This window comes from Paenibacillus sp. PsM32 (genome assembly GCF_030433815.1).
GTDB classification, from domain to species: Bacteria; Bacillota; Bacilli; order Paenibacillales; family Paenibacillaceae; genus Saccharibacillus; species Saccharibacillus kyungheensis.
The window spans coordinates 1-24,828 of record NZ_JARUWY010000006.1; the positions used below are offsets into that span (position 1 = coordinate 1).

Genomic DNA, 24,828 nt, shown 5'->3' on the forward strand with positions numbered 1-24,828 from the left:
TAAGGGGTTAGACTGCGTTAGCGGTGCGAGGGTTCGAATCCCTCTCTCTCCGCCACTAGAACTTATTTATAAATTCTTAGTGGATAGCAATTCATGACGATTGGTTTTTAAATGTGGCGGTGTAGCTCAGCTGGCTAGAGCGTACGGTTCATACCCGTGAGGTCGGGGGTTCGATTCCCTTCGCCGCTACCATACATATCCTGGAGATTTAGCTCAGCTGGGAGAGCATCTGCCTTACAAGCAGAGGGTCGGCGGTTCGATCCCGTCAATCTCCACCACCATATGCCGGTGTAGCTCAGTTGGTAGAGCAACTGACTTGTAATCAGTAGGTCGGGGGTTCAAATCCTCTCGCCGGCACCATTTTTATTTCTATGTATTATAACCCTGGAACCGTGGTGTAGGGGTTAACATGCCTGCCTGTCACGCAGGAGATCGCGGGTTCAAATCCCGTCGGTTCCGCCATTTTTTTAATTAAATAAAATGTAATGAATACAGTATGGCTCGGTAGCTCAGTCGGTAGAGCAGAGGACTGAAAATCCTCGTGTCGGCGGTTCGATTCCGTCCCGAGCCACCATTTTTTTGTTCATTATGGAGGCTTAGCGAAGTGGCCAAACGCAGCAGACTGTAAATCTGTTCTCTCCGAGTTCGGTGGTTCGAATCCATCAGCCTCCACCAGTTTTATTTACGTTAAACTTAATATGAGTCATTAGCTCAGTCGGTAGAGCACCTGACTTTTAATCAGGGTGTCGAAGGTTCGAGCCCTTCATGACTCATCATATGAAAAAGCATCTTGCTATTAAGCAAGGTGCTTTTTGTTTTGTCTGCTTTTTTGTATAATTTGAGGAGTAGTCTTATTTTATTTATTTCTGATTAATAGTATAGGGTAGCTGTTAGTGTACGATTCTAGCTATGGAAGGAATTTATGATATGCATTGGAGTACATTAAAAGAACATATTGAATCAATCATAGATTACCGTATTGAAGAACAGTCTGTGGCTTTGAAAGATTGGGAATCGGATACGTATCAAGCAGGTCTAGCAGAAAGTGGATGGATCGCTGTGAAGCAGGATCTTACTGTAGTCACATTATGGCAGATTCAAACGAAAGCTATTTCTCCAAGTAATTCGAGTCTTTTGGAGGATTCACTAGATAGTGATCATCAACAAGTCATAGGCAAGCTTAAATCGTTGTTAGAGTTATTGTTGCCTGCTTTTACAGCGTTTATGGCTATAGGAAATCGTGCTTCTTCGTTGTCTATTCGTGAACAAGGGATACAAGAGTTAAGTACCTGGATGATGGAACAACTAGATAGCGGACAGTCAAAAGCGAGTATTCCTAATGGATACCTTTTGAAAGAAAGATTAACCAGCTCGATGATTCCGTTTCTACTGGTAGCTGATAGTGTACAAACAGGGACATTAGCGACCAAAGAGTTAGAAAAGTTATTATATAGCTATTTTGGTGGAGAAGTACTGTTATTGCCATTATCTGAAAATGAGTGGTTTATTCTGACGAATCGTGAATTGATTGAAGATAGTTCTGATCTCAAGCAAAGTAGTAGTCGGGATGCAAATGTAGAGATAGAAGATACAGAAGAAGATATACTCATGGAATTCTCGTTAGGGTTATATGAATTGATTGCTAGCGAATGGGTAGGTATATTCCATATTGGAGTGTCTAAGCCTATTGTACCTAGTGAAAAGTTATTATCTGAAGTCTCTTTATTGAAGGAAACCGTTGCTTTGGGTAGATTATTTCATGTGAAAGATCATATTCATCTTCCGTGGGAATTGTCTTTGGAACGTTTATTATATCGGATTCCTGATGAAGATCGTGCTGATTTTGTAGCTAGAGCTGATCGTTATTCCGATATGTTGGATGATGAAGAAACGGTAGCTACGTTAGAAACCTTTTTCAAAATGGATTGTAATGTTAGTGAGACTGCGAAGCAATTATATATCCATCGGAATACGTTATTGTATCGTCTGGACAAAATTAAACAAGAAACTGAATTGGATGTTAGAAAGTTTGAAGATGCTGTTTTGATGAAGTTAACACTACTATTGTATAAAGTGACAAAAAGCTGACGAATTTTTTGTATAGTTTGTCGATAGATGTCTACGCGCGATTAGGGTAAGATAATAATAGAAAAAGAAATCGGTTACATAGGCGATTGGATCACCTTCGCAGCCGTAATTCATAGCTGATTTTACGATTGAGCTAAAGGTAGAACGTCCCACATGATGTTGTACATTTCACTCATTACTGTAGATCAGACTACGGATTGATCAAGACATATGGTTAACTGCCATATGCTGACAAGCTCATTTATTATGTACTTAAAAAATTACATTCATATTCTAGGGAGGCTATTATTATGGCAGGCGTACGCTTAGAACACATTTTCAAAAAATATCCAGGTTCTGATAAAGCAACAGTTATTGATGTTAATTTGGATATCAAGGATAAAGAGTTCCTAGTATTGGTTGGACCTTCTGGTTGTGGTAAATCTACAACTCTTCGTATGATCGCTGGTCTGGAAGAAATTTCAGAAGGTAAATTGTACATTGGCGATCGCGTTGTTAACGACGTAGCTCCAAAAGACCGCGATATCGCGATGGTATTCCAATCTTACGCGTTGTACCCTCATATGGATGTATATTCTAATATGGCGTTTGGTTTGAAATTGCGTAAAGTGAAAAAAGAAGAAATCGAAAAACGTGTACGTGAAGCAGCTAAAATTCTCGATATCGAGCATTTGCTAGATCGTAAACCAAAAGCACTTTCTGGTGGTCAACGTCAGCGTGTTGCTTTGGGACGTGCGATTGTCCGTGATCCTCAAGTCTTCTTGATGGATGAGCCTCTTTCTAACTTGGATGCTAAACTTCGTGGTCAGATGCGTGCTGAGATTACTAAACTAGCGAAACGTCTGCAAACGACTGTTATCTATGTAACGCATGATCAGATCGAAGCAATGACAATGGGTGACCGTATCGTTGTTATGAAAGATGGTATTATTCAACAAGCAGCTTCTCCAGAAGAATTGTACAATCACCCACGTAACATGTTCGTAGCGGGCTTTATTGGTTCTCCTACAATGAACTTTATCCGTGGTACATTGTCCGAAAAATCTGGCGGTTTAACATTCAGCGCTGCTGGTGTTGAACTAGCTATCCCTGGTGGTAAAGCACAAATCTTGAAAGACCAAGGATTCACAGGTAAAGAAGTGATTCTGGGTGTTCGTCCAGAAGATATTCATGAAGAGCCTGTATTCTTAGAAGCTTCTCCAGCTACTGCTTTTACTGCTAAAGTAGATGTATCTGAGAACTTGGGTCATGAAATGTTGCTATACTTGAGCGGTGTAGGTACAGACACTGTTGTTGCTCGTGTTGATGGACGTTCCACTACTCGTGATAACGCTACAGCAACGATGGCAATTGATATGAACAAAGTTCATATTTTTGATACAGAATCTCAAGATAACTTGTTCTACACAGATCCTTCTTAATTCGTTATTACAGGTAACGTAACAGAGTTCGGATAGAACATTTGATAAAAGACTTACTTATTCTGGTTTCGATCAGAAAGGTAAGTCTTTTTTTATGATAAAATGTGCATATTAATAAATGGACGTATCTCATAGCGAAGCTTTGAAATAATCGGTACAATGGTAAGCGAATATGCCAATATAATTGATTTAACTAGCATTTTCTATTACGATGGGTACATTGGACATATTATGTACAGTGCGGAAAAGTCAGGTTTGTGAAAAATCTATCTTTTTGGCGATGATCGTTTGGCTTTGGATGATGAATCACATAGAATACACAATACAGAATCAGCAACCTACTTAGAGAAAGGAAGAACAGAATGGCCAAACATGTGAAAGTTTCAGAATTGGTACAAATGTTCCAGCTTGAAGTTGTGTCTGGAGGACTTGGTTTAAAACGAAAAATTACTGTAGATGATCTGAATCGACCTGGATTAGAAATGGCAGGATATTTTGAATATTATCCTACAGAACGTGTACAGATTCTGGGTAGAACCGAGCTTGCGTTTTTTAAAATGCTTACGCATGAAGAAAAAGCAGATCGTATGAAGCGTCTTTGTAATGATGAGACGCCTTGTCTTGTGATTACACGTGGACTTGAAGTACCTGAGGAGTTAATTGAAAGTAGCGAAGAGCATAATGTTCCGGTACTTCGTAGCAATCTGGCGACGACTATTTTATCAAGCCGGATTACAGGCTTTTTGGAGAAAAAATTAGCACCAACTGCGACAATTCATGGCGTATTGGTAGACCTTTACGGTGTAGGGATGCTAATTACAGGTAGTAGCGGTATCGGTAAAAGTGAAACAGCTCTTGAGTTAGTAAAACGTGGGCATCGATTGATTGCCGATGATGCGGTAGAAATCCGCCAAACTTCGGATAATCAACTGCATGGTACGGCTCCTGAATTGATTCGTCATTTACTTGAAATTCGCGGAGTCGGTATTATCAATGTAATGACATTGTTCGGTGCGGGTGCAATTCGTAACAATAAACGAATTACTTTGGTTGTACGTCTAGAAGCATGGCAACAAGACAAGCAGTATGATCGTATCGGATTGGATGAAGAAACAACTCGTATCATTGATACAGATGTACCTCTAGTTACGATTCCAGTTCGTCCAGGACGAAATCTAGCTGTTATTATTGAAGTGGCAGCCATGAATTTCCGCTTAAAACGTATGGGTTATAATGCAGCATTGCAATTTACTCATAAATTAACAGAGACGATTGCTGAAGATCTCGACGAACTGGATTAAGGAGAGTGCTGTATGGGGACATCATTAATTAACCCGATTGCTTTCTCGATCGGAGCGCTTCAGGTGCATTGGTATGGATTGATTTTGGGTACTGGCGCATTAGTCGGGTTATTACTATTAATTCGCGAAGGACGTCGATTCGGGATTCCACAAGAATTTTTTATGGATCTAGTGTTGTTCGGTGTTCCTTCCGCTATTATTGCTGCACGTATTTATTATGTTGCTTTCCGTTGGCCTGATTATAGAGATAACTTATGGGATGTCTTTAAAATTTGGAATGGCGGTATTGCTATATATGGTGCATTAATAGGTTCTGTGATTTGTGCGATTATTTATACGCGTAAAAAAGGATATAGCTTCTGGCGAATTATGGATTTATGTGCGCCTTATTTGCTTGTTGGACAAGCGATCGGACGTTGGGGGAATTTTGTCAATCAGGAAGCTTATGGCGGACCTGTCGAAGAATCTTTTTTAAGAGGTAATTTGCATTTACCTGATTTTATTGTGAATCAAATGAATGTTAATGGTGTATTCCATCATCCTACATTTTTGTATGAATCGCTGTGGAATCTGGTTGGTGTGATTGTACTATGTGTATTACGTCGTCGTGCATTTGTGCGTAGTGGAGAAATTTTCTTCTCTTATCTTATCTGGTATGGTATTGGGCGTTTCTTTATTGAAGCACTTCGTACAGATAGTCTTACCTTTGAAGGCCCACAATGGTTGGTAGCTATAGTAAATGGTCTGTGGACTCCTATGACATGGTTTGGCTTCCAACAAGGAGCGATCGAACCTGGATACGGAAATATTCGAGTATCACAGTTATTGTCGCTTGTGTTGATTATAGCCGCTATTCTATTGATGATTATTCGTCGTCGTGCTGGTCTAGCTAACGAACATTATAGCGATCCAATTGTGTCGTCCAAAGTGGCACAACATGAATTGGTTACTGATCATGATACCACTACAGGATCTTCTTCAGTGCCAACAGTAGATTCGTCATCTTCTTCTAAAGATAGACATGATCTGAAAAAAGAAGATACGATTCACAATGAACGCAAGGAGTAGTGAATTTATGATTGATACGGTTTTATTGGATTTGGATGGAACGATTGTAGATACCAATGAATTGATTATTGCTTCATTTATTAACACATTGGAAAGTAATGGGTTAGCTCCATTGACGAGAGAGCAGATTATTCCGCATATGGGATTAACGTTGGAGCAACAACTTCGCGCTTTTTCAGGTGTCGATGATGTGACTTCTTATGTTACGGCGTATCGTGAATATAGTGCGATTCATCACGATACGATGGTGGCTCCTTTTCCAGAAGTCACCGAAGTGTTAACACGTCTCCAAGCAGAAGGTATTAAGCTGGGAGTCGTGACGACTAAAATTCGTCCGAATACACTCAAAGTGCTAGAAATGTTTCAATTGGATCAATTTATGGAAGTGATTATTACGCAGGATGATGTTGAGCATACCAAACCTCATCCGCAACCGATTGAACGTGCTATGGAAGCTCTTGGTTCGTCTCCTGAGCGTACATTGATGGTGGGCGATAGTCCTGCCGATTTGCAGGCTGCATCCGCAGCAGGTGTTATGTCAGCGGCTGTAGCTTGGTCTCTTAAAGGGGAAGAAGAACTATCCAAGTATCATCCACAGTATATTTTGCATACGATGAGTGATTTGTATGAATTGGTGCTTGGCGATACGGTCGATCGATGAGAAAGACCGAGCGTTTTCCTGTAAAAGAGGGACCTAATGCCTTGCGTCAAATTTATCGCACAGTCAGCCCATGGAAAGGCGTTCGGAACTTTATATGTATTCAAGCAGCGCGGTATTGTCCAGTCTTGGAATGGAAAAACTGGATTTACCGCCACTTGCTACATATGGAAGTGGGTAAAGATACGGCTTTTGGATTGATGGTGATGGTAGATGTGTTTTTTCCGGAAAAAATAAAGATAGGGACGAATACAGTGATTGGATATAATACTACCATTCTTGCTCATGAATATCTGATTCGTGAATACCGATTAGGCAATGTTATCATTGGTGATGAAGTGATGATTGGTGCAAATAGTACTATTTTGCCAGGTGTAACAATTGGCGATGGAGCAGTGGTTGCAGCAGGATCAGTCGTACATACAGATGTAGCCGCAGGTACATTTGTTGGTGGGAATCCTTTACGCGTATTAACACGTCGAAGTCCGGAACATACGGTAGATCTTACAAGTGATAAGGACGAAGATCTATTGCATTAAATAGTTGTATTTGAGCGTTGTGGTACAAGGGCGCAATCTTTTGGACTTGTTCGGGAACAGAATAAGCCGACATTTTGCATCATATAGATGTACCATTTTAAAGAATAAGGGGATGCTTTTACATTGAATCAAATAAAGAAGGAACGGCTGACACAGCTTGATTTCTTCCGTGCGATTGCCATTATTGGGGTACTGCATGTTCATTCTACATCGGTGGCAACGACAGAAGCGATGAATACGTCGATTTATTATCTATTTAACTTTTTGAATATTTTCTTTAAATACGGAACGCCTTCATTTATCTTTTTGAGTAGTTTTGTATTGTTTTATAATTACTATGACAGACCTCTTACAGGCAAATTAATCGGAAGCTTTTATAAAAAAAGAATGCTCTATATTTTGCTGCCGTATGTTTTGATATCTGCTTTATATTTTTGGTACAAGCTTGCTCAGCGTGGTCAATTGGATGATCCCCCAATGCAATTGTTAGGGGATTACTGGTATGCGATCACTCATGGTTCTGCATATACACATCTTTATTTTGTATTTATTAGTGTGCAATTTTATCTGTTATTTCCGATTATGCTTGCTTTGCTAAAAAGTCAGCGTTGGGTAGCACGCTTTGCGATTCCTATTGGTCTTGCGTTACAGTGGGGATTCGTGATCTGGAATAAATACGATCTTCATTATGCAACAAAAGGCAGTCTAGCTATTTCATATTTCTCTTATTATATGATGGGTGCATTTGTAGCCATTTATTTCAAACCTTTCCGTGGATGGCTGATGAGCAAATGGACAGACATGTCAGAAAGACAAAGAGTCAGCACAATATTGCTATGGGGAAGCTGGCTGGTCACCGGATTGATCTATGTACAAATCTGGTATGATGCTCGAATGACCAATGAATGGTTAGATTCGTTAGTGTATGAACTGATGTGGAATGTCTATACGATGTTATCTTCATTAGTGTTGCTTCATTCGGCATTTATCTTAAATCGAATAGCGCCGAAATGGATACTGGCGATTTTGCGTCGATTAGGAGAACTATCTTTTGCTATTTACTTAGTTCATCCATTTATACTGGCTTACTATCGCGATACAAGAGAATATCTTACTTTAGGCACATTAGGTTACTTTGTCTGGATTTATGGCGGTATGTTGTGTGCTCTAATTATTTCAGCGGTATTTGTACAGATGGTGTTTAGAAGAGTATCATTCTCATGGGTATTGTTAGGCAGTATTCCAGCTTCATTATCTGGACGACATAAAAACAAAAAACAAGCAAAAGTGAGCGGTCGGACAACCAAAACGGATGCTGTAAAAAGACCAAGCCCTTAAAGTTGTCATGACATGATTCATCTAAAAATAAGCTTTGGAAAACCACCTTTATGATCAAGGTGGTTTTTTTATTTTCCGGGAAATAATTAGAGATCTAGTTAGCTTCGATTAGCTAGGTGGCAGGTGTGGTTAATGATACAATTAGAAATATAAATATGATGTAAACAGAACAACTTTGTGATCGATAACAACAGATACAGTTGCGTTGACGGTCGATATCGATTTATGTTATTATATCAAATATCCTTTACTTTATTAGCAAAGTAACACTTTAAAGCGTTAAAATATTGATCGATTAGAGGTGACTGTTTTGTCCAAGCCCAAAGGATTCGAAAAGCCCGCAGGTGTACGTGATTATCTACCGCATGTTGTATCCAAATTGCGCCACATTGAACGCAATGTATTGGACTGCATGTCCGAGTGGGGCTACCGTCAGATTATAACGCCTACAATGGAATATTATGATACGGTAGGTGTAGCTAGTTCTACATCAGACCGCAAACTATATAAAATGTTAAATAACCGTGGAACAACGATGGTGTTACGTTCTGATATGACGACACCGATCGCTCGTGTGATGGGTTCTCTTTTAAAAGAAGAATCATTGCCTGTGCGTTTGTCTTACCATGCGAATGTATTTCGTTCGATTGAAGAAGAAGCTGGACGAGAAACTGAATTTTTTCAAACCGGTGCTGAATTAGTCGGAAATGATTCGGCTGAAGGCGACGCTGAGGTCATTGCACTTGCGATTGCTTCATTACAAGCCGCAGGTGTAGAAACATTCAAAATTTCGCTCGGACATGTTGGATTTTTGACAGGATTGTTGGAAGAAGTATTGCCTGACAAAACCATCGAACAAGAAGCGTTAAAAGAAACATTACTTAATCGAGATTTTGTTGGATTTCGTGAGCGTTTATCGCATTTCCAATTATCGGTAGAGCAACGTCAAGAATTAGAAGGATTGCTTCGTCTACGTGGAGCTCAAGATATTTGTCTTCAGGCGACAGCATTGAGCAGTAATCCACGTGCGATTGCTTCGATTCAGCACTTGTGCAAAGTGTGGGAAGTGTTAGAAGCTTATGGAGTCTCTGAGCATGTGATGATCGATTTAACGATGATTGGAGACTTTTCTTATTATACCGGTATGGTATTTGAAGGGTATGCAGCAGAACTTGGCTTCCCTGTATGTAGTGGAGGACGATATGATAACCTGCTGACTCAGTTCGGACGTTCTGTGACGGCTACCGGATTTGCTTTGAAAACGAATCGGATATTGGATGGAGTCGATCTTCATTTGCCAGAAGAAGAACCACCTGTATTGATCGCTTATGATGTAAATAGTCGACGCGAAGCATTCACACATGCAGCACAACTTCGTCAGCAAGGTAAAATTGTAATTACAGAACATATAGAAGCAACAGAGAAGCTAGAATCAGCTACTCCATCTGATTCATCCGTAGTGACGTATAGTCAGGTGATTCGCTTTACAGATGGACGAGCAGTTACGGTATAAACATAAATTAAGATACACAGTAAATAACAGGGAGATGTACCCTTCTATGACACAAATTCTTAAAGTTGCGATGCCAAAAGGGCGTATCTATAAAAAGGCAGCAGAGCTTTTCCGTAAAGCAGGAATTGAAGTTCCATTGGATGTTGATGATTCTCGTAAATTAATTGTACATTTACCTCAAGTGGGAATGGAATTTATCCTAGCCAAACCAGTCGATGTGCCTATCTATGTAGAGCACGGTGTTGCTGATATCGGTATTGTTGGCAAAGATGTATTGATTGAGGAAAATCGAGCTGTGTATGAGTTGCTTGATCTAGGAATTGCTCGATGCCGAATGTCTGTGATTGGTCTACCGGATTGGAAGCCAGGTATTCAGCAACGTGTAGCTACCAAATATCCTAATGTGGCTTCTCAATATTTCCGCGAGCAAGGACAACAAGTAGAAGTGATTAAATTAAATGGTTCGATTGAGCTTGCACCGATGATCGGTCTGGCTGATCGTATTGTCGATATGGTAGAAACGGGAGAAACGTTACGCGAAAATGGATTGGTGGAAATGGAGACCATATTCGGTATCACCAGTCGATTGATTGCTAACCGTGTCAGTTACCGCATGAAAAATGAAGAAATTCAAAAACTATGTGATCAATTGCAAATGGTGATTCCAGAGCCAGTTCTACACCAATAAATATATACTAACTGAACATTAACTATAACGATAAAAGATATCACTCGATCAATAGCAAAAGGGTAGGACGGATAAGGGGGAACCGATAGTGAAGATCGTATCTGCACAAGATTTTGATTTGCGAAGAGAAGTAGACTATGGATCGCCAGAGCAAAATGCTACAGTAAAGCAAATTGTTCAAGATATTAAGCACACAGGAGACAAAGCTTTGTTGCAATATACGAAGCAGTTCGATGGGGCAGATCTTACAGCTGATTTGCTTCGCGTGACCGATGAAGAATTGCAAGCGGCGTATCAAGAAGTCGAACCTTCTTTTGTCCAAGCGATCACAGCTGCCGCGCATAATATTCGTCAATTTCATGAAAAGCAAAAACGTAACTCATGGATGGATCTACAACCTGATGGCAGTCTATTAGGCCAAATTATTCGTCCACTCAAACGTGTCGGTGTGTATGTTCCGGGTGGGAAAGCAGCGTATCCTTCATCTGTATTGATGAATGTGATTCCAGCTCAAGTCGCAGGTGTACCTGAAATCGTGATGGTCACCCCTCCTTCTACAGGTGGCAAAGAAGGAATTAACCCTTATATTCTAGTGACTGCCGCTGAAGCTGGAGTAACAGAAATGTATCGTGTAGGCGGTGCACAAGCGATAGCAGCACTTGCTTATGGTACTCAAAGTATAGAACCGGTTGATAAAATCTGTGGACCCGGCAATATCTATGTGGCGCTAGCGAAGCGTGAAGTGTACGGGGTAGTTGATATTGATAGTATTGCTGGCCCAAGCGAAATTGTAGTGCTAGCAGATGAGCATGCAAATCCTGCTTATATTGCAGCAGATTTATTGTCCCAAGCGGAGCATGATGAAATGGCTTCTGCTATTCTTGTCACTTGTTCTGCACAGCTTGCCGCCGCTGTTGCTTCTGAAGTACAACAGCAATTAGAAACATTGCCTCGTCAACATATTGCTAATGCTTCGATCCAGAATCATGGAGCGATTATTGTTACAGAAACGATCACAGAAGGTATCGATGTAGTGAATCGACTGGCTCCTGAGCATCTGGAAATTATGGTCGAACAACCGATGAACTATGTAGGCATGATCGAAAATGCAGGTGCTATTTTCCTCGGTAATTATAGTTCAGAGCCAGTAGGTGATTATTTTGCTGGCCCAAATCATATTATTCCGACCAACGGAACTGCTCGTTTTTCTTCACCCGTCGATGTTGACGATTTTATCAAAAAATCGAGTATGATCTATTATAGTAAAGAAGCTTTGCTTGCGAATGGCAATACAATTATGGAATTAGCACGTCATGAAGGATTAGAAGGTCATGCACGCGCCATCGCTATTCGTTTGGAACAAGAAGGTTAATATTTAATTCTATAGATACTTTATAGCCCAAGCAGGAGGTATATGTATGTCAACTGAAAACCAGAGCACACGTCAAGCAGATGTCAGCCGTAAAACCAATGAAACGAATATTCAGCTTGCTTTTAATGTAGATGGAACAGGAATTTCTGAAATTGAGACGGATGTTCCTTTTTTAAATCATATGCTCGATCTGTTTACCAAACATGGACATTTTGATCTGAATATCAAAGCACAAGGTGATATTGAGATTGATGATCATCATACGGTAGAAGATATCGGAATCTGCCTTGGACAGACACTACGTGAAGCATTAGGAGATAAGCGCGGAATTAAGCGTTACAGCAGTGTATTTATTCCGATGGATGAAGCTTTGGCACAGGTAGTGATTGATATCAGCAATCGTCCGCATTTTGAATATCGTGCCGAATACCCTTCTAATCAAGTGGGAAGCTTCCAGACTGAATTGGTACATGAATTTTTGTGGAAATTTGCACTCGAAGCACGTATCACACTACATGTTATCGTACATTACGGACAAAATACGCATCATATGATTGAAGCGATTTTCAAAGCATTAGGACGTGCTGTAGATGAAGCAACAACAATTGATCCACGCGTGACAGGAGTACCTTCGACGAAGGGAGTGCTATAACATATGGCGATCGCTATTGTTGATTATGGAATAGGCAATCTGCATAGTGTCAGCAAAGCGATTGAACGATTAGGCTATGAGGGTATAGTCACAGGAGATCGTGATGAGATTCTACGTGCAGAAGGTGTTATTTTACCAGGTGTTGGTGCTTTTGGTGATGCGATGAATCATATTCGTGAAGGCGGTATGGATCATATTGTTAATGAAGTCGCTAACAGTGGTAAGCCTTTATTAGGAATTTGTCTTGGTATGCAGTTATTGTTTACCGAAGGTGAAGAGCATGGTATTCATCAAGGGTTAAACATTTTGCCAGGCAGAGTCGTGAAGTTCGAAGATGAAGATTACAAAATTCCACATATGGGCTGGAATCGATTAGAGTATACACAACCGGATCATCCGTTAGTACGTGATCTGTACAATGGTCATGTATATTTTGTTCATTCTTATCATGTAAAACCAGATCATGCAGATGATCTTATCGCTGTATGTGATTATGGACAACCGGTTACAGCGATCGTAGGAAGAGACAATGTATACGGTATGCAATTTCATCCTGAAAAAAGTGGGGAATTGGGTACATTGTTATTACGTAATTTTTTGGCGCTGTGTACAGGTGAACGGGTAGATTAATTGATAGATGAATTATTCCAAAAGTGAAGTTGTAGCCAAGTGTAATGATCGGTAGAGCAACATTTTTGTGCAAGGACTTATTATAATCAAGGGGGAAATCATATTGTCTTCTTTTACTATTTATCCTGCTATTGATATTCGAGGAGGTCGCTGTGTACGTCTGATTCAAGGCGACTATAATCAGGAAACCGTCTATAATGACGACCCTGTAGCTGTAGCTACTGATTTTACAGTAAAAGGAGCACAATATGTCCATCTTGTCGATTTGGACGGAGCCAAAGCAGGTCATCCAGTGAATCATGAGTTGATTGGTCGTATTGCTAATGCTGTCTCTGTACCTGTACAAGTTGGTGGTGGATTACGTACATTAGCTGATGTAGAGAATCTTCTAAATCTCGGAGTAAGTCGTGTTATTATCGGCACAGCAGCTATTGAAGATCGTGAATTTACAGAATCTGTGCTAGGTACATATGGCAATCGTGTAGCGATCGGGATAGATGCTCGTAATGGATTGGTAGCGACTCGTGGCTGGTTAGAGACTTCAGAAGTGAAAGCAGAAGTACTGGCAAAAGAATTAGCGGCTAAAGGAGCAGAAACGTTTATTTTTACCGATATTTCACGTGATGGTATGATGCAAGGACCTAATATCGATGCGATTGCTGCGATTGCTCAAGCTTCAGGTAAGCAAGTTATTGCTTCTGGTGGCGTAACAGTATTGGATGATCTGGTGAAGTTAGCGGCACGTCGTGAAGAAGGAATTAGTGGCGCGATTGTAGGCAAAGCGATCTATACAGGCAATATTGATCTGGAACTAGCATTACGTACGATTCAGTAAAATGTTATAAAGCTTGAGGAGGACAAATCATGCTTGCAAAGCGTATTATTCCATGCCTTGATGTCAAAGAAGGCCGAGTCGTCAAAGGTGTGAATTTCGTTAATCTGCGCGATGCAGGTGATCCGGTGGAGCTAGCTGCTCTATATGATCGAGAAGGTGCAGATGAGATTATATTTCTCGATATTTCGGCTTCGGTTGAAGGTCGGGAAACGATGATTGATGTGGTTCGTAGAACAGCAGGCGAAATATCGATTCCATTTACTGTTGGTGGCGGGATATCCAAAGTCGAAGATATGAAAAATATTCTACGTGCCGGTGCAGATAAAATAGGGATCAACACAGCAGCCGTACTGAATCCGCAATTGATTAATGACGGTTCACAACGATTTGGAGCACAGTGTATTGTAGTCGCTGTTGATGCGAAGTTCAACCCGGAATGGGGCGAATGGGAAGTGTATACTCATGGAGGACGTAAATCTACAGGGATTCGTGCGATCGCATGGATCAAAGAAGCGGAACAACGTGGAGCAGGCGAAATTCTGCTGACCAGTATGGATGCGGATGGAACCAAAGATGGATTTGATATTGATCTCACTTCGGCGGTGTCTGAAGCGGTGAATATTCCAATTATTGCGTCAGGTGGAGCAGGTACATCAGAGCATTTTTATGATGTATTTACTAAAGGCAAAGCGGATGCAGGTCTAGCGGCAACTATTTTTCATTACAAAGAAATCGGTATTCCTGAACTCAAAAATCAGTTAAAAGACAAAGGAGTGGAGATTCGATGAATCCGTCTGATTTTCAACATGAGATTATTCATCAGTCTTTATCCTGGGAACAACTGGTGGCAACGATTAAATGGGATACCGATGGGCTCGTACCTGCGATTGTACAGGATCAGGGCAGTAAGCAAGTATTAATGTTGGCTTATATGAACCAAGAGTCGTTAAAGCGCTCGTTAGACTCGCAAGAGACATGGTTCTGGAGCCGTTCTCGTCAAGAATACTGGCATAAAGGTGGAACATCAGGCAATACACAACAAATCACATCATTATCGTATGATTGTGATGGAGATACATTGTTAGTGATGGTTCATGCAAATGGTCCTGCTTGCCATACAGGCAGAATAAGCTGTTTCTATAATGAGGTGAATGAAGTGGATAATCAACCAACATTTAATAATAATGAAGAACAACATACAACTCCATCGAATTCTGGCAAAGACCGGTTTGCGATTTTAGCAGAGTTGGAGCAAATGATCTCAGACCGTGACCGTGATCGTCCAGAAGGAGCATATACAACGTACCTTTTTGAAAAAGGGATCGACAAAATTTTGAAAAAAGTAGGCGAAGAAACAGCCGAAACGATTATCGCAGCCAAAAATCAAGATAATGATGAGCTTCGTTATGAAGTCAGCGATCTAATCTATCATCTATTGGTATTGTTGCAAGAGCGTAAATTGCCTTTAGATGATGTACTCGCTGAACTGGATCGCCGTCATGAGCGTCCACGTAAAGACTAAGAGCGGAGGCGAAAGTCTATGCTAATAGATTATCACACACACCATGCACGCTGTGGACATGCAGTGGGTGAGCTTGAAGAGTATGTGCAGCGCGGTATAGCGATCGGACTATCCCAACTAGGGTTATCAGATCATTTGCCATTGATTCATGTCGATCCTGCAACGTATTATCCTGAAATGGCTATGCCGATGGATGAATTACCTCGTTATGTTGAAGAATGTCTGATGCTCAAAGAAAAGTACCGTGATCAGATAGATATCAAAGTAGGCTTAGAAGCTGATTATATAGAAGGATATGAAGAAATGATTCAGAATATTCTAAATCAATATCCTTTTGACTATGTGATTGGGTCGATTCATTTTCTAGGAGAATGGGATATTTCTGATTTTCGGCAGACTCAGGGTTGGGAAGGCAAGCATGTACTGGACGTATATCGGCAGTATTATGATGCTATCGGCAAAGCCTGTGCGACAGGATTTTATGATATTGTCGGGCACTTGGATGTGATTAAGCGCTTTGGCTATGTGCCGTTGCCAGAAGAGACAGAGGAACGTATAGCTCTTGAAGATAAGGCACTACAAGCGGTGAAAAAAGCCGATATGGTGATGGAACTTAATTCATCCGGTCTATCGAAAGTGTGTAAAGAAATTTTTCCAAGTCGTCGGATTGTAGAACAAGCAATTGCGCTGGATATCCCGCTGACACTTGGTTCAGATGCTCATGATCCTTTAAAATTAAGTGATCACTTGGATGAAGCAAGAGCTTTGTTGCAAGAACTAGGTGTACAGCAATTAGCAGTATTTGAACAACGGCAACGTTCTTTTGTGCCTTTACATGGATAATAAAAAAAGCCCTTTGACTGCATAGCAGTGCAAAGGGCTTTTTTGGATAAAGCGTCAAAGATACGCTTATTAATGAAAAATGAATTTGAGATCATGCTTATATTTTTTGCGGTTTGCCACCTGAAGGTAATGTAGCAGAAGAATCAGTCGTTGTACTATTAACATCCGATGAAACCACTGTTGTACCTGTTGTGGGCTCATCTGGAGTCGTATTTAATCCTTCGCGTTCTGCTTTACGTGCTTTACGACGTTCGTTCAAGATCAATAAGAAGATCACGAACAAAATACAGGTGATCAGAATCAAGAATCCACCTATCTCCTGTGAGAAGTATTTCAAATCGCCACCACGGAAACCAAGTCCGCGTAAAAATTTAAAATGCCATGATAGAGGTAACGCATGACTGACTTGTTGCAAAATAGGTGGTAACAAAGCAACAGGAATCTGCGCACCACTTAGAATAAACGATGGCAAAAGAATCATCGTGATCCGACCTGCTGCTTTAGCAGGAGAAGAAGCATTCCAACCGACCATCATACATAACAAGGATAACGCGATTGTATACATAATGAATGGAATAAATAATTGAAATACATTCGCTTCAAATCGTAACCCACCTACTTGCTTCAGACAGCCCATAACCAGATACATCGAGGCTGTTGCTATCAAAGAGTAAGGGATGACTCGAAAAACGATACTGAGCGGTTTCTGTACCATACCTGCAAGTAAACCTTGTTCACGTAGACGAGGTACAATCGCTAAAGTAGCACCGCCCAGAATAGATAGAAATACTGTATTTACAAATCCGATAACCGAACTCATTAACATATTGTTGGTCGGGTTATACAGTAATCGAGTCTGCAAGTTCAGTCCAGTTGATAAATTTGTTGCCTGTGTAGCGTTCAATCCCATCGCTACAAGCTTACCAGAGGAAGCAGTAGAGTTCTCTGCTGTAATTACCTCGGTAACCCCTGTACGCAAGCTAGCAGTTGCTGTAGACAAAGCGGTATCTACATAGAATCCAATATTACTTTGATTTCCTTGAGCACGAGCTTTCTCCAGACCTGCTGGCAAATAAATAACACCTAAATATTTTTCATTATATAAAAAGTCATTGGGATCGGTGTAGTTATACGTAATGTAATTAATATCGATATACTGATCAGCATTAAGTTGTTCTATCAAATGTTGACTGTATGTGCTGTGATCCATATCGACCACAGCAACAGGAGCTTCATTTAACTGATTGTTTTTGAAAACATAACCAAAAGCAGCTGAAATAATCAATGGAGCAATAACGATAATAAAAATAAATTTACCATTCAGTATGAGCTTAAATTCATCAATTATTGCTTTCATTGGTTAGAACCTCCACCGTCATTCCCGGCAGCAATTCAGATGTGCGTTTCACATCGACACGCACAATGAAAGAAGTAGTGTCGGCTTGACCTTTTTCACGACTCATACGTAGAGCAGCATACTGTGGTGCAGAAGTAATATAACGAACCGTTCCTTGTACATCTTTGTTGAGTGAAATAACATCTGTTTTCACTTTAGAGCCAGCTTTAAACGCTTTGATGTTTTCTTCGCCAACGTATAGATCATAATACAATTTACCTGTCTCGATCACGACTACCGGTGTACCCGCAGATACGTTTTCGCCTACTTTTGGTACAACACGAGTGACTTTACCGTCTACAGCCGCTTTAAGTACACGACGATTTTTTTGCACATTCAATGTATCCATATTGATTTGTAAAGAATCTTTTTGTTTTTGCAATAATTCGATATTGTACTTACCGTTACTGATATCTTCTTGACCTTGTTGAATTTGTTTTAGCGCTTGTTGAGCTTGTTCTACTTTGAGATGCGCTTGTTCACGATCTTCAGCAGTAGCACCATTTTTCATTTTCTCAAGTGCTGTTTCTTGAGCTTTTACTTGATTGCCTGTAAGTTCTACTTGTTTTTGCGCAGTGGCTAATTGATCTTGTGCGCTTTGTAATTGTTTATTAGCCGTATCGACAGCATTTTGAGCGCTATCTACACTTGCTTGAGTCGCTAATCCATTATCGAAAAGCGATTTGTTACGATCAAAGCTTGTTTGTGCAAAATCAGCAGCTTGTTGAGCAGCCGATACAGCAGTTTGAGCAGAAGTTACTGAATTGTTAGCAATTTCTACAGATTTTTTAGCTGAATCAACAGCGATTTCTTGGCTGGTAATATCTTCTGCACGTGCGCCTTGATTGACTTGTGTCTCAGCTAATTGAGCAGCTTGAATATTTAATTTAGCATTTGCTTCTTGTTCTGCTAATTTGTTAGCTTGACTGGATAAAGAGCTTTTAGCTTGACTGATCTGCACATCAATTTGAGACATTTGTTCTTTGATTCCTTTGATTTGCAAATTAATATCATTTGTATCAAGCGTCATCAACACTTGTCCTTTTTTAACATGTTGTTCTTCAATGACTTTAACCGAGCTTAATTTACCAGATTGTCCTTCAAATGAACTGTTCACCGTATCTATAGTGAGGACACCTTCTTTTTTGAGAGCAGCCATTGAAACAGCGTCTTTACCATGCATAGTTAGTAAGTATCCACCTATACCGAGGGCAGCAATTAATACAATAATAGGAATTAGTTTTGCAATTTTCACTTTTTGTGCTCCTGTTCTTCATAAATTAAATATTATTTTTTTAACATTAAATTCAAACTATCGCATCGTAATTATCTTAAAAAGATATGGTACGGGGGCTGATAGTAAGGTTCCGTATTACTTTGCCAAAAAAAAAGTTAACCTTGTTTAGATGTTTCTAGTCCCGCTTGAATCTTGTACAATAAACGGTGTAATACTTTTTGCTCATCCTCGGTTATATGAGACATTAATTGATTAATCTGTTCCATATATACAGGAAGCGTACTATGAATCAATTGTTTGCCTTCATCGGTTAAATGAATAGATGTCATCCGGCGATCTTCATGTGCACCCCGTCGAATAAGTCCATCTTTTTCCAAACCGTTAATAAGTCCGGTCATTGTTGAACGTGTTACACCTGAATATTCAGCAAGATCAGAAGGCAACAGCGGCTTTTTGCGTAACAGCAATGGTACTAAAATACGCATTTTACTGGGCGATAATCCATGTCTAGCAAGTAAAGTTGATGTTTCGTTAAATATTTCATGCGAAGTGCGAATCAATAAAATCGAAGTCCGCATACAATCGATATTGAAATCAGGGTATAATTTACTTAATTCGCTTAATTTATCCATCTCTTCTGATGGAACATGATCATCAGATGAATCTATTATCGACATTTTCTTCACCTTTCTTTAGGGCAGGACATATATTTGCATAATAACTGCTTGTACTTGATTATTATATTGTACGGTTCCGTACTATATTTCGTCAAGAAAATTTTATGAAAGTTTCAGAATACTGTTTTCTTTAACGCTTTATACAGGTTTACGGTATGATAGAAATAAATAATCTGTCTGTAACTACCGATAATATAATGTTGAGTGGACGGAGTCTGGATATGAAATAGGAGGCGCTTATGAAAGATAAATTACGTATTTTCTCAGGATCATCTTGCCCGGAGTTAGCAGATCAGATCGCCGAACGACTGGGTGTACAGCTAGGCAAAATCAAATTATCTCAATTCAAAAGTGGCGAAACCTATGTTCATTATGAAGAAAGTATTCGTAATATGGATGTGTTTCTAGTGCAATCGTTATCACATCCGATCAATGAAATGTTTGTCCAACTCTTAGTGATGATCGATGCGGCTAAACGTGCTTCTGCAAGAACAATCAATATTATTGTTCCGTATTATGGATATGCAAGACAAGAGCGCAAGTCAGCTCCACGTGAGCCGATCTCTGCCAAAATGGTCGCTGATGTTCTTACAACAGTAGGCGCACATCGTGTGATTACGATCGATCTACATGCGTCTGCGATTCAAGGCTTTTTCAATATTCCTGTTGATCATCTGACTGCTCTTGATCTGATCAGTGGATATCTCAAAACGAAAAAAATAGAAGATGCTGTTGTCGTATCTCCAGATGCAGGTCGAGCTTCGATGGCAGAAAAGTTAGCCAATCGTCTGGATTCGCCTTTTGCGATGATGATCAAAAAGCGTCCAGCGCATAATGAATCTGTAATTACCCATGTGATCGGTAATGTAGAAGGCAAAACGCCTATTATTATCGAAGACTTGATCGATACAGGTACAACGATTATTAATGTGGTTGAAAGTCTTAAAGAACGCGGCGCCAAAGAAGTGATCGTTTGTGCGACACATGGTCTTTTTTCAGGAGCGGCTTTGCAACGTCTAGATCATCCGTATATTCGTGAACTGGTTGTGACCGATTCGATCAGCTTGCCACCAGGACATCTTGATCGCTTAACTGTATTATCGGTTTCTCCAATGCTTGCGCATGCTGTGCGTATCATTATGGAAGGCGGATCTATCGCTACATTGTTCAGTGATGCAGGTATTTGATCTCACGTGAATATGACGAAAAAGAAGTAACTATGAATAGTTTAGGGTCGTAGCTTTAGTGTGCTTCTGGGATATGATATACTTATCCGATAAGAATTTTTACTTCCCAACTCATAGTCGGCTAATTTTAAATATATGATTAACTATTGATAAAAGTGGTATAGAAACAAAGGAGGTGCCTTGATCCGGTGAATGATTATAAGCGAAAAGTAGGAGAAGATGAACGTAAAGTCATCTCGCTTCATTGGGATGCTAATTTCTTTTTTGAAAGAGCTGTCCGTTCATTAGACCGTCATCGTTATGACAAGGCATTGAAGTATTTTGAAAAAGCTGTTGAATATGAACCCAACAATCCTGTGAATCATTGCAATATGGCGGGTATATTATCAGAGATAGGTAATTATGAAGCTTCGAATCAAGTGCTTGCTAATATTCTGGACGTAGTTGATCCTGCTATGGTTGAATGTCATTTCTATATGGCGAATAATTATGCCAATATGAGTCACTTTGAACAAGCAGAGGCATCATTGCTAACTTATCTAGAATTGGACAAAGACGGTCAATTTCTAGATGAAGCTGGAGAAATGATGGAGTTATTACACAAAGAATTGAAGCGCTCATCAAGTACGAATCATGATACGAAATTACCTGTTAATGATTACGATTCGGCACAAAGCTTATTGGAGCAAGGGCAGTTTGTAGAAGCGGCTGAACAGTTTGAGCAGATTATAAAAGTGCAACCCGATCTTCATACAGCACGTAATCATCTAGCTATTGCGCTGTACTATCAGGGCAAAATGACCGAAGCAGCTCTACAGATTGAAGAAGTGCTCATGCGTGATCCGCATAATCTTCATGGGTTATGTAATCAGGCGATTTTGATGCAACATCTAGGACAGACCGAGCAAGTGAAACAACAAATCGACGTGTTAACACGTATTATTCCTTTTCAACAGGAGCATTTGTTAAAGCTAGCTACAACACTTGGAATGTTAGGTGAGCATGAATTAGCGTATACTTATTTTCGCAAGCTGATCAAACAGCAAGAATCTGTTCATCAATGGGCGCTCTATCATTATGCGGCAACAGCAGCATGTCATTTGCACAAAATAGATGAAGCTCGCAAGTTATGGAGTATGATTTTGCGTTTTGAACCGGAAGCTGAAGTACCATCATTTTATATGGAACATGTGGAACAGATTAAGCTTGGCAAGTTGATGCCATCTTATCATTATCAGTTGTCATTTCAACCCAAAAGTGCAGCTCATGCTAGAGTGAATATAGAAAATTATATGTATGCAGAACCTACACATATTCAATTGCTCCATATTTTAGCGCATGGCAATGAACAACAACAGCTACGTGCGATTGAATCGTATGTATTGGATGATAATGAAGAAGTGTATCAAGCTTTACGTCATTTATTACAGGAACCACAGATTTCAGATCCGTTACGTACAGAAATAAAACGCGTATTACGGCAAAGTGTAAATACACAGGCATTATCTGCCGATTATTTTAGAGTAGACACAGAGTCTACGGTATCGAATCTATCTGTTTTAGATTAGTTTATGTGTGATAACTATACTTTTAACTACATCAAGGAGGTTTTCTATTTATGTATAAAACAATCGTTATTGGTACAGGACCTGCTGGATTAACAGCAGCTATTTATTTGGCTCGTGCAAATCTACAACCTTTGATTATTGAAGGTCTACAACCAGGTGGACAATTAACTACAACCACAGAAGTAGAAAATTTCCCGGGCTTTACAGAAGGTATTATGGGACCTGAATTAATGGACAACATGCGTAAGCAAGCAGAACGTTTTGGTGCAGAATTCAAATCAGGATGGGTAGAAAATGTAGATCTTTCTCAACGTCCTTTCAAAATAAAAGTAGAAGGCATGGGCGAGTTAGAAGCTGAGTCTGTTATTATTTCTACAGGTGCTTCTGCAAGATACTTGGGTATTCCAGGCGAGCAAGATAATGTAGGACGCGGTGTAAGTACATGTGCGACTTGTGATGGATTCTTTTTCCGTGGTAAAAAACTAATTGTTGTCGGTGGCGGCGATTCAGCGATGGAAGAAGCAAGCTTCTTGACTCGTTTTGCGACAGAAGTAACAGTAGTCAATCGTCGTGATGAACTACGTGCTTCCAAAATCATGCAAGATCGTGCACAAGACAATCCTAAAATCAAATGGCAATTAAACCGCAAACCGGTTGAAGTGGTAGCGGATGGTATGGGTGTTAAAGGTCTAAAAGTGCTAAACAATGAAACAGGACAAGAAGAAATCATTGAAGCAGATGGCGTATTCGTAGCGATCGGTCATACACCGAATACCGGTTTCTTGGGCGAGCAAATTCATACTGACGGACATGGTTATGTTATGGTTACTCCAGGCACAACAGAAACCAATATCCCGGGCGTATTCGCTTGTGGTGATGTGCAAGATACACGTTATCGTCAAGCGATCACAGCAGCAGGTAGTGGCTGTATGGCGGCAATGGATTGTGAGAAGTATCTTGAAGGCAGTATGGTACACGACTGGAGCGAATCACTGAACGAGTAAGAACACCAATGGAGAAGGGAGCCATGATGGCTCCCTTTTTGGCGATATTAGACAAGACAACAGAGCCACGGGTTCGCTTGACCAGAGTCTAAGGTTCGCTTATAGTGGGATACGTACATTCATCAGAAGCATGTTCTATCTTATATATCCAAACCTAATCATATTCCTATGACAAAAAGTCATCATTTTGTTTACTTTCGAATCACTCAAAGGATGATACAATTACGTATAATCATAGTAATGGTTAGAGATTTTATAAATCACGAACTATTAAATTTTGAATGGAAAAGGTGGATCGGTCATATGTCTGAAAATATTTATATTGGTGTTGATCTTGGCGGCACAGCTATTAAAGTAGGTATCTGCAATCAAGAAGGAGAATTGCTCCATACGTACGAAGGTCCGACTGAAAAAGAAAAAAGCTCAGATGCGGTTATCGGGAATATTGAAAAATATGTACGTTATATCGTAGAGCAATCGCCGTATGAGTGGGATCAAGTCGTAGGTGTTGGAGCTGGTGTTGCTGGCTTCACCGATGTGCGTGCTGGCGTTATTTTGATGGCTCCTAACATCAATTTTCAGAATGTGCCGATCCGTGCTATTTTGGAAGAACGTTTGGGCAAAACGATTCGTGTCGATAATGATGCTAACGTAGCTGCACTGGGCGAAGCTTGGAGTGGAGCAGGTAAAGGCATTACCGATTGCGTTTGTTACACATTAGGTACAGGTGTAGGCGGCGGTATTATTGTGAATGGCCATATTTATCAAGGATTTTCAGGATTAGCAGGAGAGATCGGTCATATTTCTGTTGTGCCTGATTTGGAAGCGATTAAATGTGGTTGTGGCAAAATGGGCTGTCTTGAAACGGTATCTTCTGCAACAGGTATTGTACGTATGGCGGTAGAAGCAGTAGAACGTGGCGACCATACTTCTTTATCTGCAATCGAAAAAGTATCGGCAAAAGATATTTTTGATGCAGCCAAAGCAGGCGATGAAGTGAGTATCCGTATTATCAATCGGGCTGCTTTTTACTTGGGTAAATCGATGGCTGCTGTAGCAGCAACATTGAATCCAGAACGCTTTATTATCGGTGGCGGCGTGTCCAAAGCTGGCGATATTTTGTTCAATGAAATCCGTAGAGTGTTTGCTGAATTGACACCTGAACCGTTGCAACGTGGAGTAGAAATTATTCCTGCGAAGCTTGGTAACGATGCAGGGATTGTTGGAGCAGCAGGTCTATTGTTGCGTTAATTATAACTATCATATCAACGTCTAGAGTCGTTAAAGGGAG

Annotated in this window: 23 protein-coding genes and 7 tRNA genes; 27 read left to right on the forward strand and 3 right to left on the reverse strand. The window is 40.2% G+C overall.

Going from position 1 to position 24,828, the window contains the following annotated elements; all coding sequences use genetic code 11:
- Positions 1-115: 115 nt before the first annotated feature.
- The 23 genes from QCD85_RS12955 (at position 116) to hisJ (ending at position 16,468) form a co-directional block, all read left to right on the forward strand.
- A tRNA-Met gene (locus QCD85_RS12955) sits at positions 116-192 on the forward strand.
- 10 nt (positions 193-202) lie between these two features.
- A tRNA-Val gene (locus QCD85_RS12960) sits at positions 203-278 on the forward strand.
- A 6-nt stretch (positions 279-284) separates the two neighbouring features.
- Positions 285-360 (forward strand) — tRNA-Thr (locus tag QCD85_RS12965).
- A 26-nt stretch (positions 361-386) separates the two neighbouring features.
- Positions 387-462, forward strand: a tRNA-Asp gene (locus QCD85_RS12970).
- A 36-nt stretch (positions 463-498) separates the two neighbouring features.
- Positions 499-574, forward strand: a tRNA-Phe gene (locus QCD85_RS12975).
- 16 nt (positions 575-590) lie between these two features.
- A tRNA-Tyr gene (locus QCD85_RS12980) sits at positions 591-675 on the forward strand.
- A 25-nt stretch (positions 676-700) separates the two neighbouring features.
- Positions 701-773, forward strand: a tRNA-Lys gene (locus tag QCD85_RS12985).
- Positions 774-927: 154 nt separating this feature from the next.
- On the forward strand, positions 928-2,088 hold the full coding sequence (locus tag QCD85_RS12990; protein ID WP_301262874.1) for a PucR family transcriptional regulator: 1,161 nt from the start codon (positions 928-930) through the stop codon (positions 2,086-2,088).
- Between the two features lie 290 nt (positions 2,089-2,378).
- Entirely contained in the window at positions 2,379-3,509 is a 1,131-nt protein-coding gene (locus QCD85_RS12995; protein WP_273614371.1) for an ABC transporter ATP-binding protein, read from the forward strand.
- Between the two features lie 362 nt (positions 3,510-3,871).
- Complete coding sequence (gene hprK / locus QCD85_RS13000) at positions 3,872-4,810, forward strand: HPr(Ser) kinase/phosphatase (RefSeq protein ID WP_204826883.1); 939 nt, start codon at positions 3,872-3,874, stop codon at positions 4,808-4,810.
- Positions 4,811-4,822: 12 nt separating this feature from the next.
- Positions 4,823-5,878 carry a prolipoprotein diacylglyceryl transferase gene (gene lgt / locus QCD85_RS13005; protein ID WP_301262875.1) on the forward strand — a complete coding sequence of 352 codons (1,056 nt, stop codon included), beginning with the start codon at positions 4,823-4,825 and terminating at the stop codon, positions 5,876-5,878.
- A 7-nt stretch (positions 5,879-5,885) separates the two neighbouring features.
- The gene (gene ppaX, locus QCD85_RS13010; RefSeq protein ID WP_274171297.1) at positions 5,886-6,539 is read left to right on the forward strand and encodes a pyrophosphatase PpaX; all 654 of its coding nucleotides are present in this window, start codon (positions 5,886-5,888) and stop codon (positions 6,537-6,539) included.
- Positions 6,536-7,075, forward strand: a complete 540-nt coding sequence (locus QCD85_RS13015) for an acyltransferase (RefSeq protein ID WP_301262876.1) — start codon at positions 6,536-6,538, stop codon at positions 7,073-7,075. The genes ppaX and QCD85_RS13015 overlap by 4 nt, the downstream gene beginning before the upstream one ends.
- Before the next feature lie 123 nt (positions 7,076-7,198).
- Positions 7,199-8,413, forward strand: a complete 1,215-nt coding sequence (locus tag QCD85_RS13020; RefSeq protein ID WP_273614375.1) for an acyltransferase — start codon at positions 7,199-7,201, stop codon at positions 8,411-8,413.
- 310 nt (positions 8,414-8,723) lie between these two features.
- Positions 8,724-9,926: an ATP phosphoribosyltransferase regulatory subunit gene (locus QCD85_RS13025; protein WP_273614376.1), complete on the forward strand. Its 1,203-nt coding sequence runs from the start codon at positions 8,724-8,726 to the stop codon at positions 9,924-9,926.
- Between the two features lie 46 nt (positions 9,927-9,972).
- A complete protein-coding gene (hisG, locus tag QCD85_RS13030) occupies positions 9,973-10,614 on the forward strand; it encodes an ATP phosphoribosyltransferase (RefSeq protein WP_301262877.1) in 642 nt (213 codons plus the stop codon).
- Between the two features lie 88 nt (positions 10,615-10,702).
- The gene (gene hisD, locus QCD85_RS13035) at positions 10,703-11,986 is read left to right on the forward strand and encodes a histidinol dehydrogenase (protein ID WP_301262878.1); all 1,284 of its coding nucleotides are present in this window, start codon (positions 10,703-10,705) and stop codon (positions 11,984-11,986) included.
- A gap of 46 nt (positions 11,987-12,032) precedes the next feature.
- Positions 12,033-12,638 carry an imidazoleglycerol-phosphate dehydratase HisB gene (gene hisB, locus QCD85_RS13040; protein ID WP_273614379.1) on the forward strand — a complete coding sequence of 202 codons (606 nt, stop codon included), beginning with the start codon at positions 12,033-12,035 and terminating at the stop codon, positions 12,636-12,638.
- Between the two features lie 3 nt (positions 12,639-12,641).
- Positions 12,642-13,268: an imidazole glycerol phosphate synthase subunit HisH gene (gene hisH / locus QCD85_RS13045; protein ID WP_301262879.1), complete on the forward strand. Its 627-nt coding sequence runs from the start codon at positions 12,642-12,644 to the stop codon at positions 13,266-13,268.
- A gap of 103 nt (positions 13,269-13,371) precedes the next feature.
- Entirely contained in the window at positions 13,372-14,103 is a 732-nt protein-coding gene (hisA, locus tag QCD85_RS13050; protein WP_301262880.1) for a 1-(5-phosphoribosyl)-5-[(5-phosphoribosylamino)methylideneamino]imidazole-4-carboxamide isomerase, read from the forward strand.
- Positions 14,104-14,132: 29 nt separating this feature from the next.
- Entirely contained in the window at positions 14,133-14,891 is a 759-nt protein-coding gene (hisF, locus tag QCD85_RS13055; RefSeq protein ID WP_273614382.1) for an imidazole glycerol phosphate synthase subunit HisF, read from the forward strand.
- On the forward strand, positions 14,888-15,625 hold the full coding sequence (hisIE, locus tag QCD85_RS13060; RefSeq protein ID WP_301262881.1) for a bifunctional phosphoribosyl-AMP cyclohydrolase/phosphoribosyl-ATP diphosphatase HisIE: 738 nt from the start codon (positions 14,888-14,890) through the stop codon (positions 15,623-15,625). Before hisF ends, hisIE begins: the two co-directional genes overlap by 4 nt.
- A gap of 18 nt (positions 15,626-15,643) precedes the next feature.
- Positions 15,644-16,468: a histidinol-phosphatase HisJ gene (gene hisJ, locus QCD85_RS13065; protein ID WP_301262882.1), complete on the forward strand. Its 825-nt coding sequence runs from the start codon at positions 15,644-15,646 to the stop codon at positions 16,466-16,468.
- Between the two features lie 97 nt (positions 16,469-16,565).
- Here the strand turns inward: hisJ and QCD85_RS13070 are convergent, their stop codons facing one another.
- The 3 genes from QCD85_RS13070 to QCD85_RS13080 all read right to left on the reverse strand — a co-directional run bounded on the left by QCD85_RS13070 (position 16,566) and on the right by QCD85_RS13080 (position 19,778).
- Positions 16,566-17,825 carry an ABC transporter permease gene (locus tag QCD85_RS13070; protein ID WP_301262883.1) on the reverse strand — a complete coding sequence of 420 codons (1,260 nt, stop codon included), beginning with the start codon at positions 17,823-17,825 and terminating at the stop codon, positions 16,566-16,568.
- Entirely contained in the window at positions 17,809-19,119 is a 1,311-nt protein-coding gene (locus QCD85_RS13075) for an HlyD family secretion protein (RefSeq protein ID WP_274171291.1), read from the reverse strand. The genes QCD85_RS13070 and QCD85_RS13075 overlap by 17 nt, the downstream gene beginning before the upstream one ends.
- Positions 19,120-19,256: 137 nt before the next feature.
- Positions 19,257-19,778, reverse strand: a complete 522-nt coding sequence (locus QCD85_RS13080; protein ID WP_273614387.1) for a MarR family winged helix-turn-helix transcriptional regulator — start codon at positions 19,776-19,778, stop codon at positions 19,257-19,259.
- A gap of 239 nt (positions 19,779-20,017) precedes the next feature.
- Between QCD85_RS13080 and QCD85_RS13085 the strand changes: the two genes are divergently transcribed.
- The 4 genes from QCD85_RS13085 to QCD85_RS13100 all read left to right on the forward strand — a co-directional run bounded on the left by QCD85_RS13085 (position 20,018) and on the right by QCD85_RS13100 (position 24,788).
- Positions 20,018-20,965, forward strand: a complete 948-nt coding sequence (locus tag QCD85_RS13085; protein WP_301262884.1) for a ribose-phosphate diphosphokinase — start codon at positions 20,018-20,020, stop codon at positions 20,963-20,965.
- Between the two features lie 188 nt (positions 20,966-21,153).
- The gene (locus QCD85_RS13090; protein ID WP_301262885.1) at positions 21,154-22,533 is read left to right on the forward strand and encodes a tetratricopeptide repeat protein; all 1,380 of its coding nucleotides are present in this window, start codon (positions 21,154-21,156) and stop codon (positions 22,531-22,533) included.
- A gap of 50 nt (positions 22,534-22,583) precedes the next feature.
- Positions 22,584-23,537, forward strand: a complete 954-nt coding sequence (gene trxB / locus QCD85_RS13095) for a thioredoxin-disulfide reductase (RefSeq protein ID WP_273614389.1) — start codon at positions 22,584-22,586, stop codon at positions 23,535-23,537.
- Between the two features lie 303 nt (positions 23,538-23,840).
- Complete coding sequence (locus tag QCD85_RS13100) at positions 23,841-24,788, forward strand: ROK family glucokinase (protein WP_273614390.1); 948 nt, start codon at positions 23,841-23,843, stop codon at positions 24,786-24,788.
- Positions 24,789-24,828: the final 40 nt, after the last annotated feature.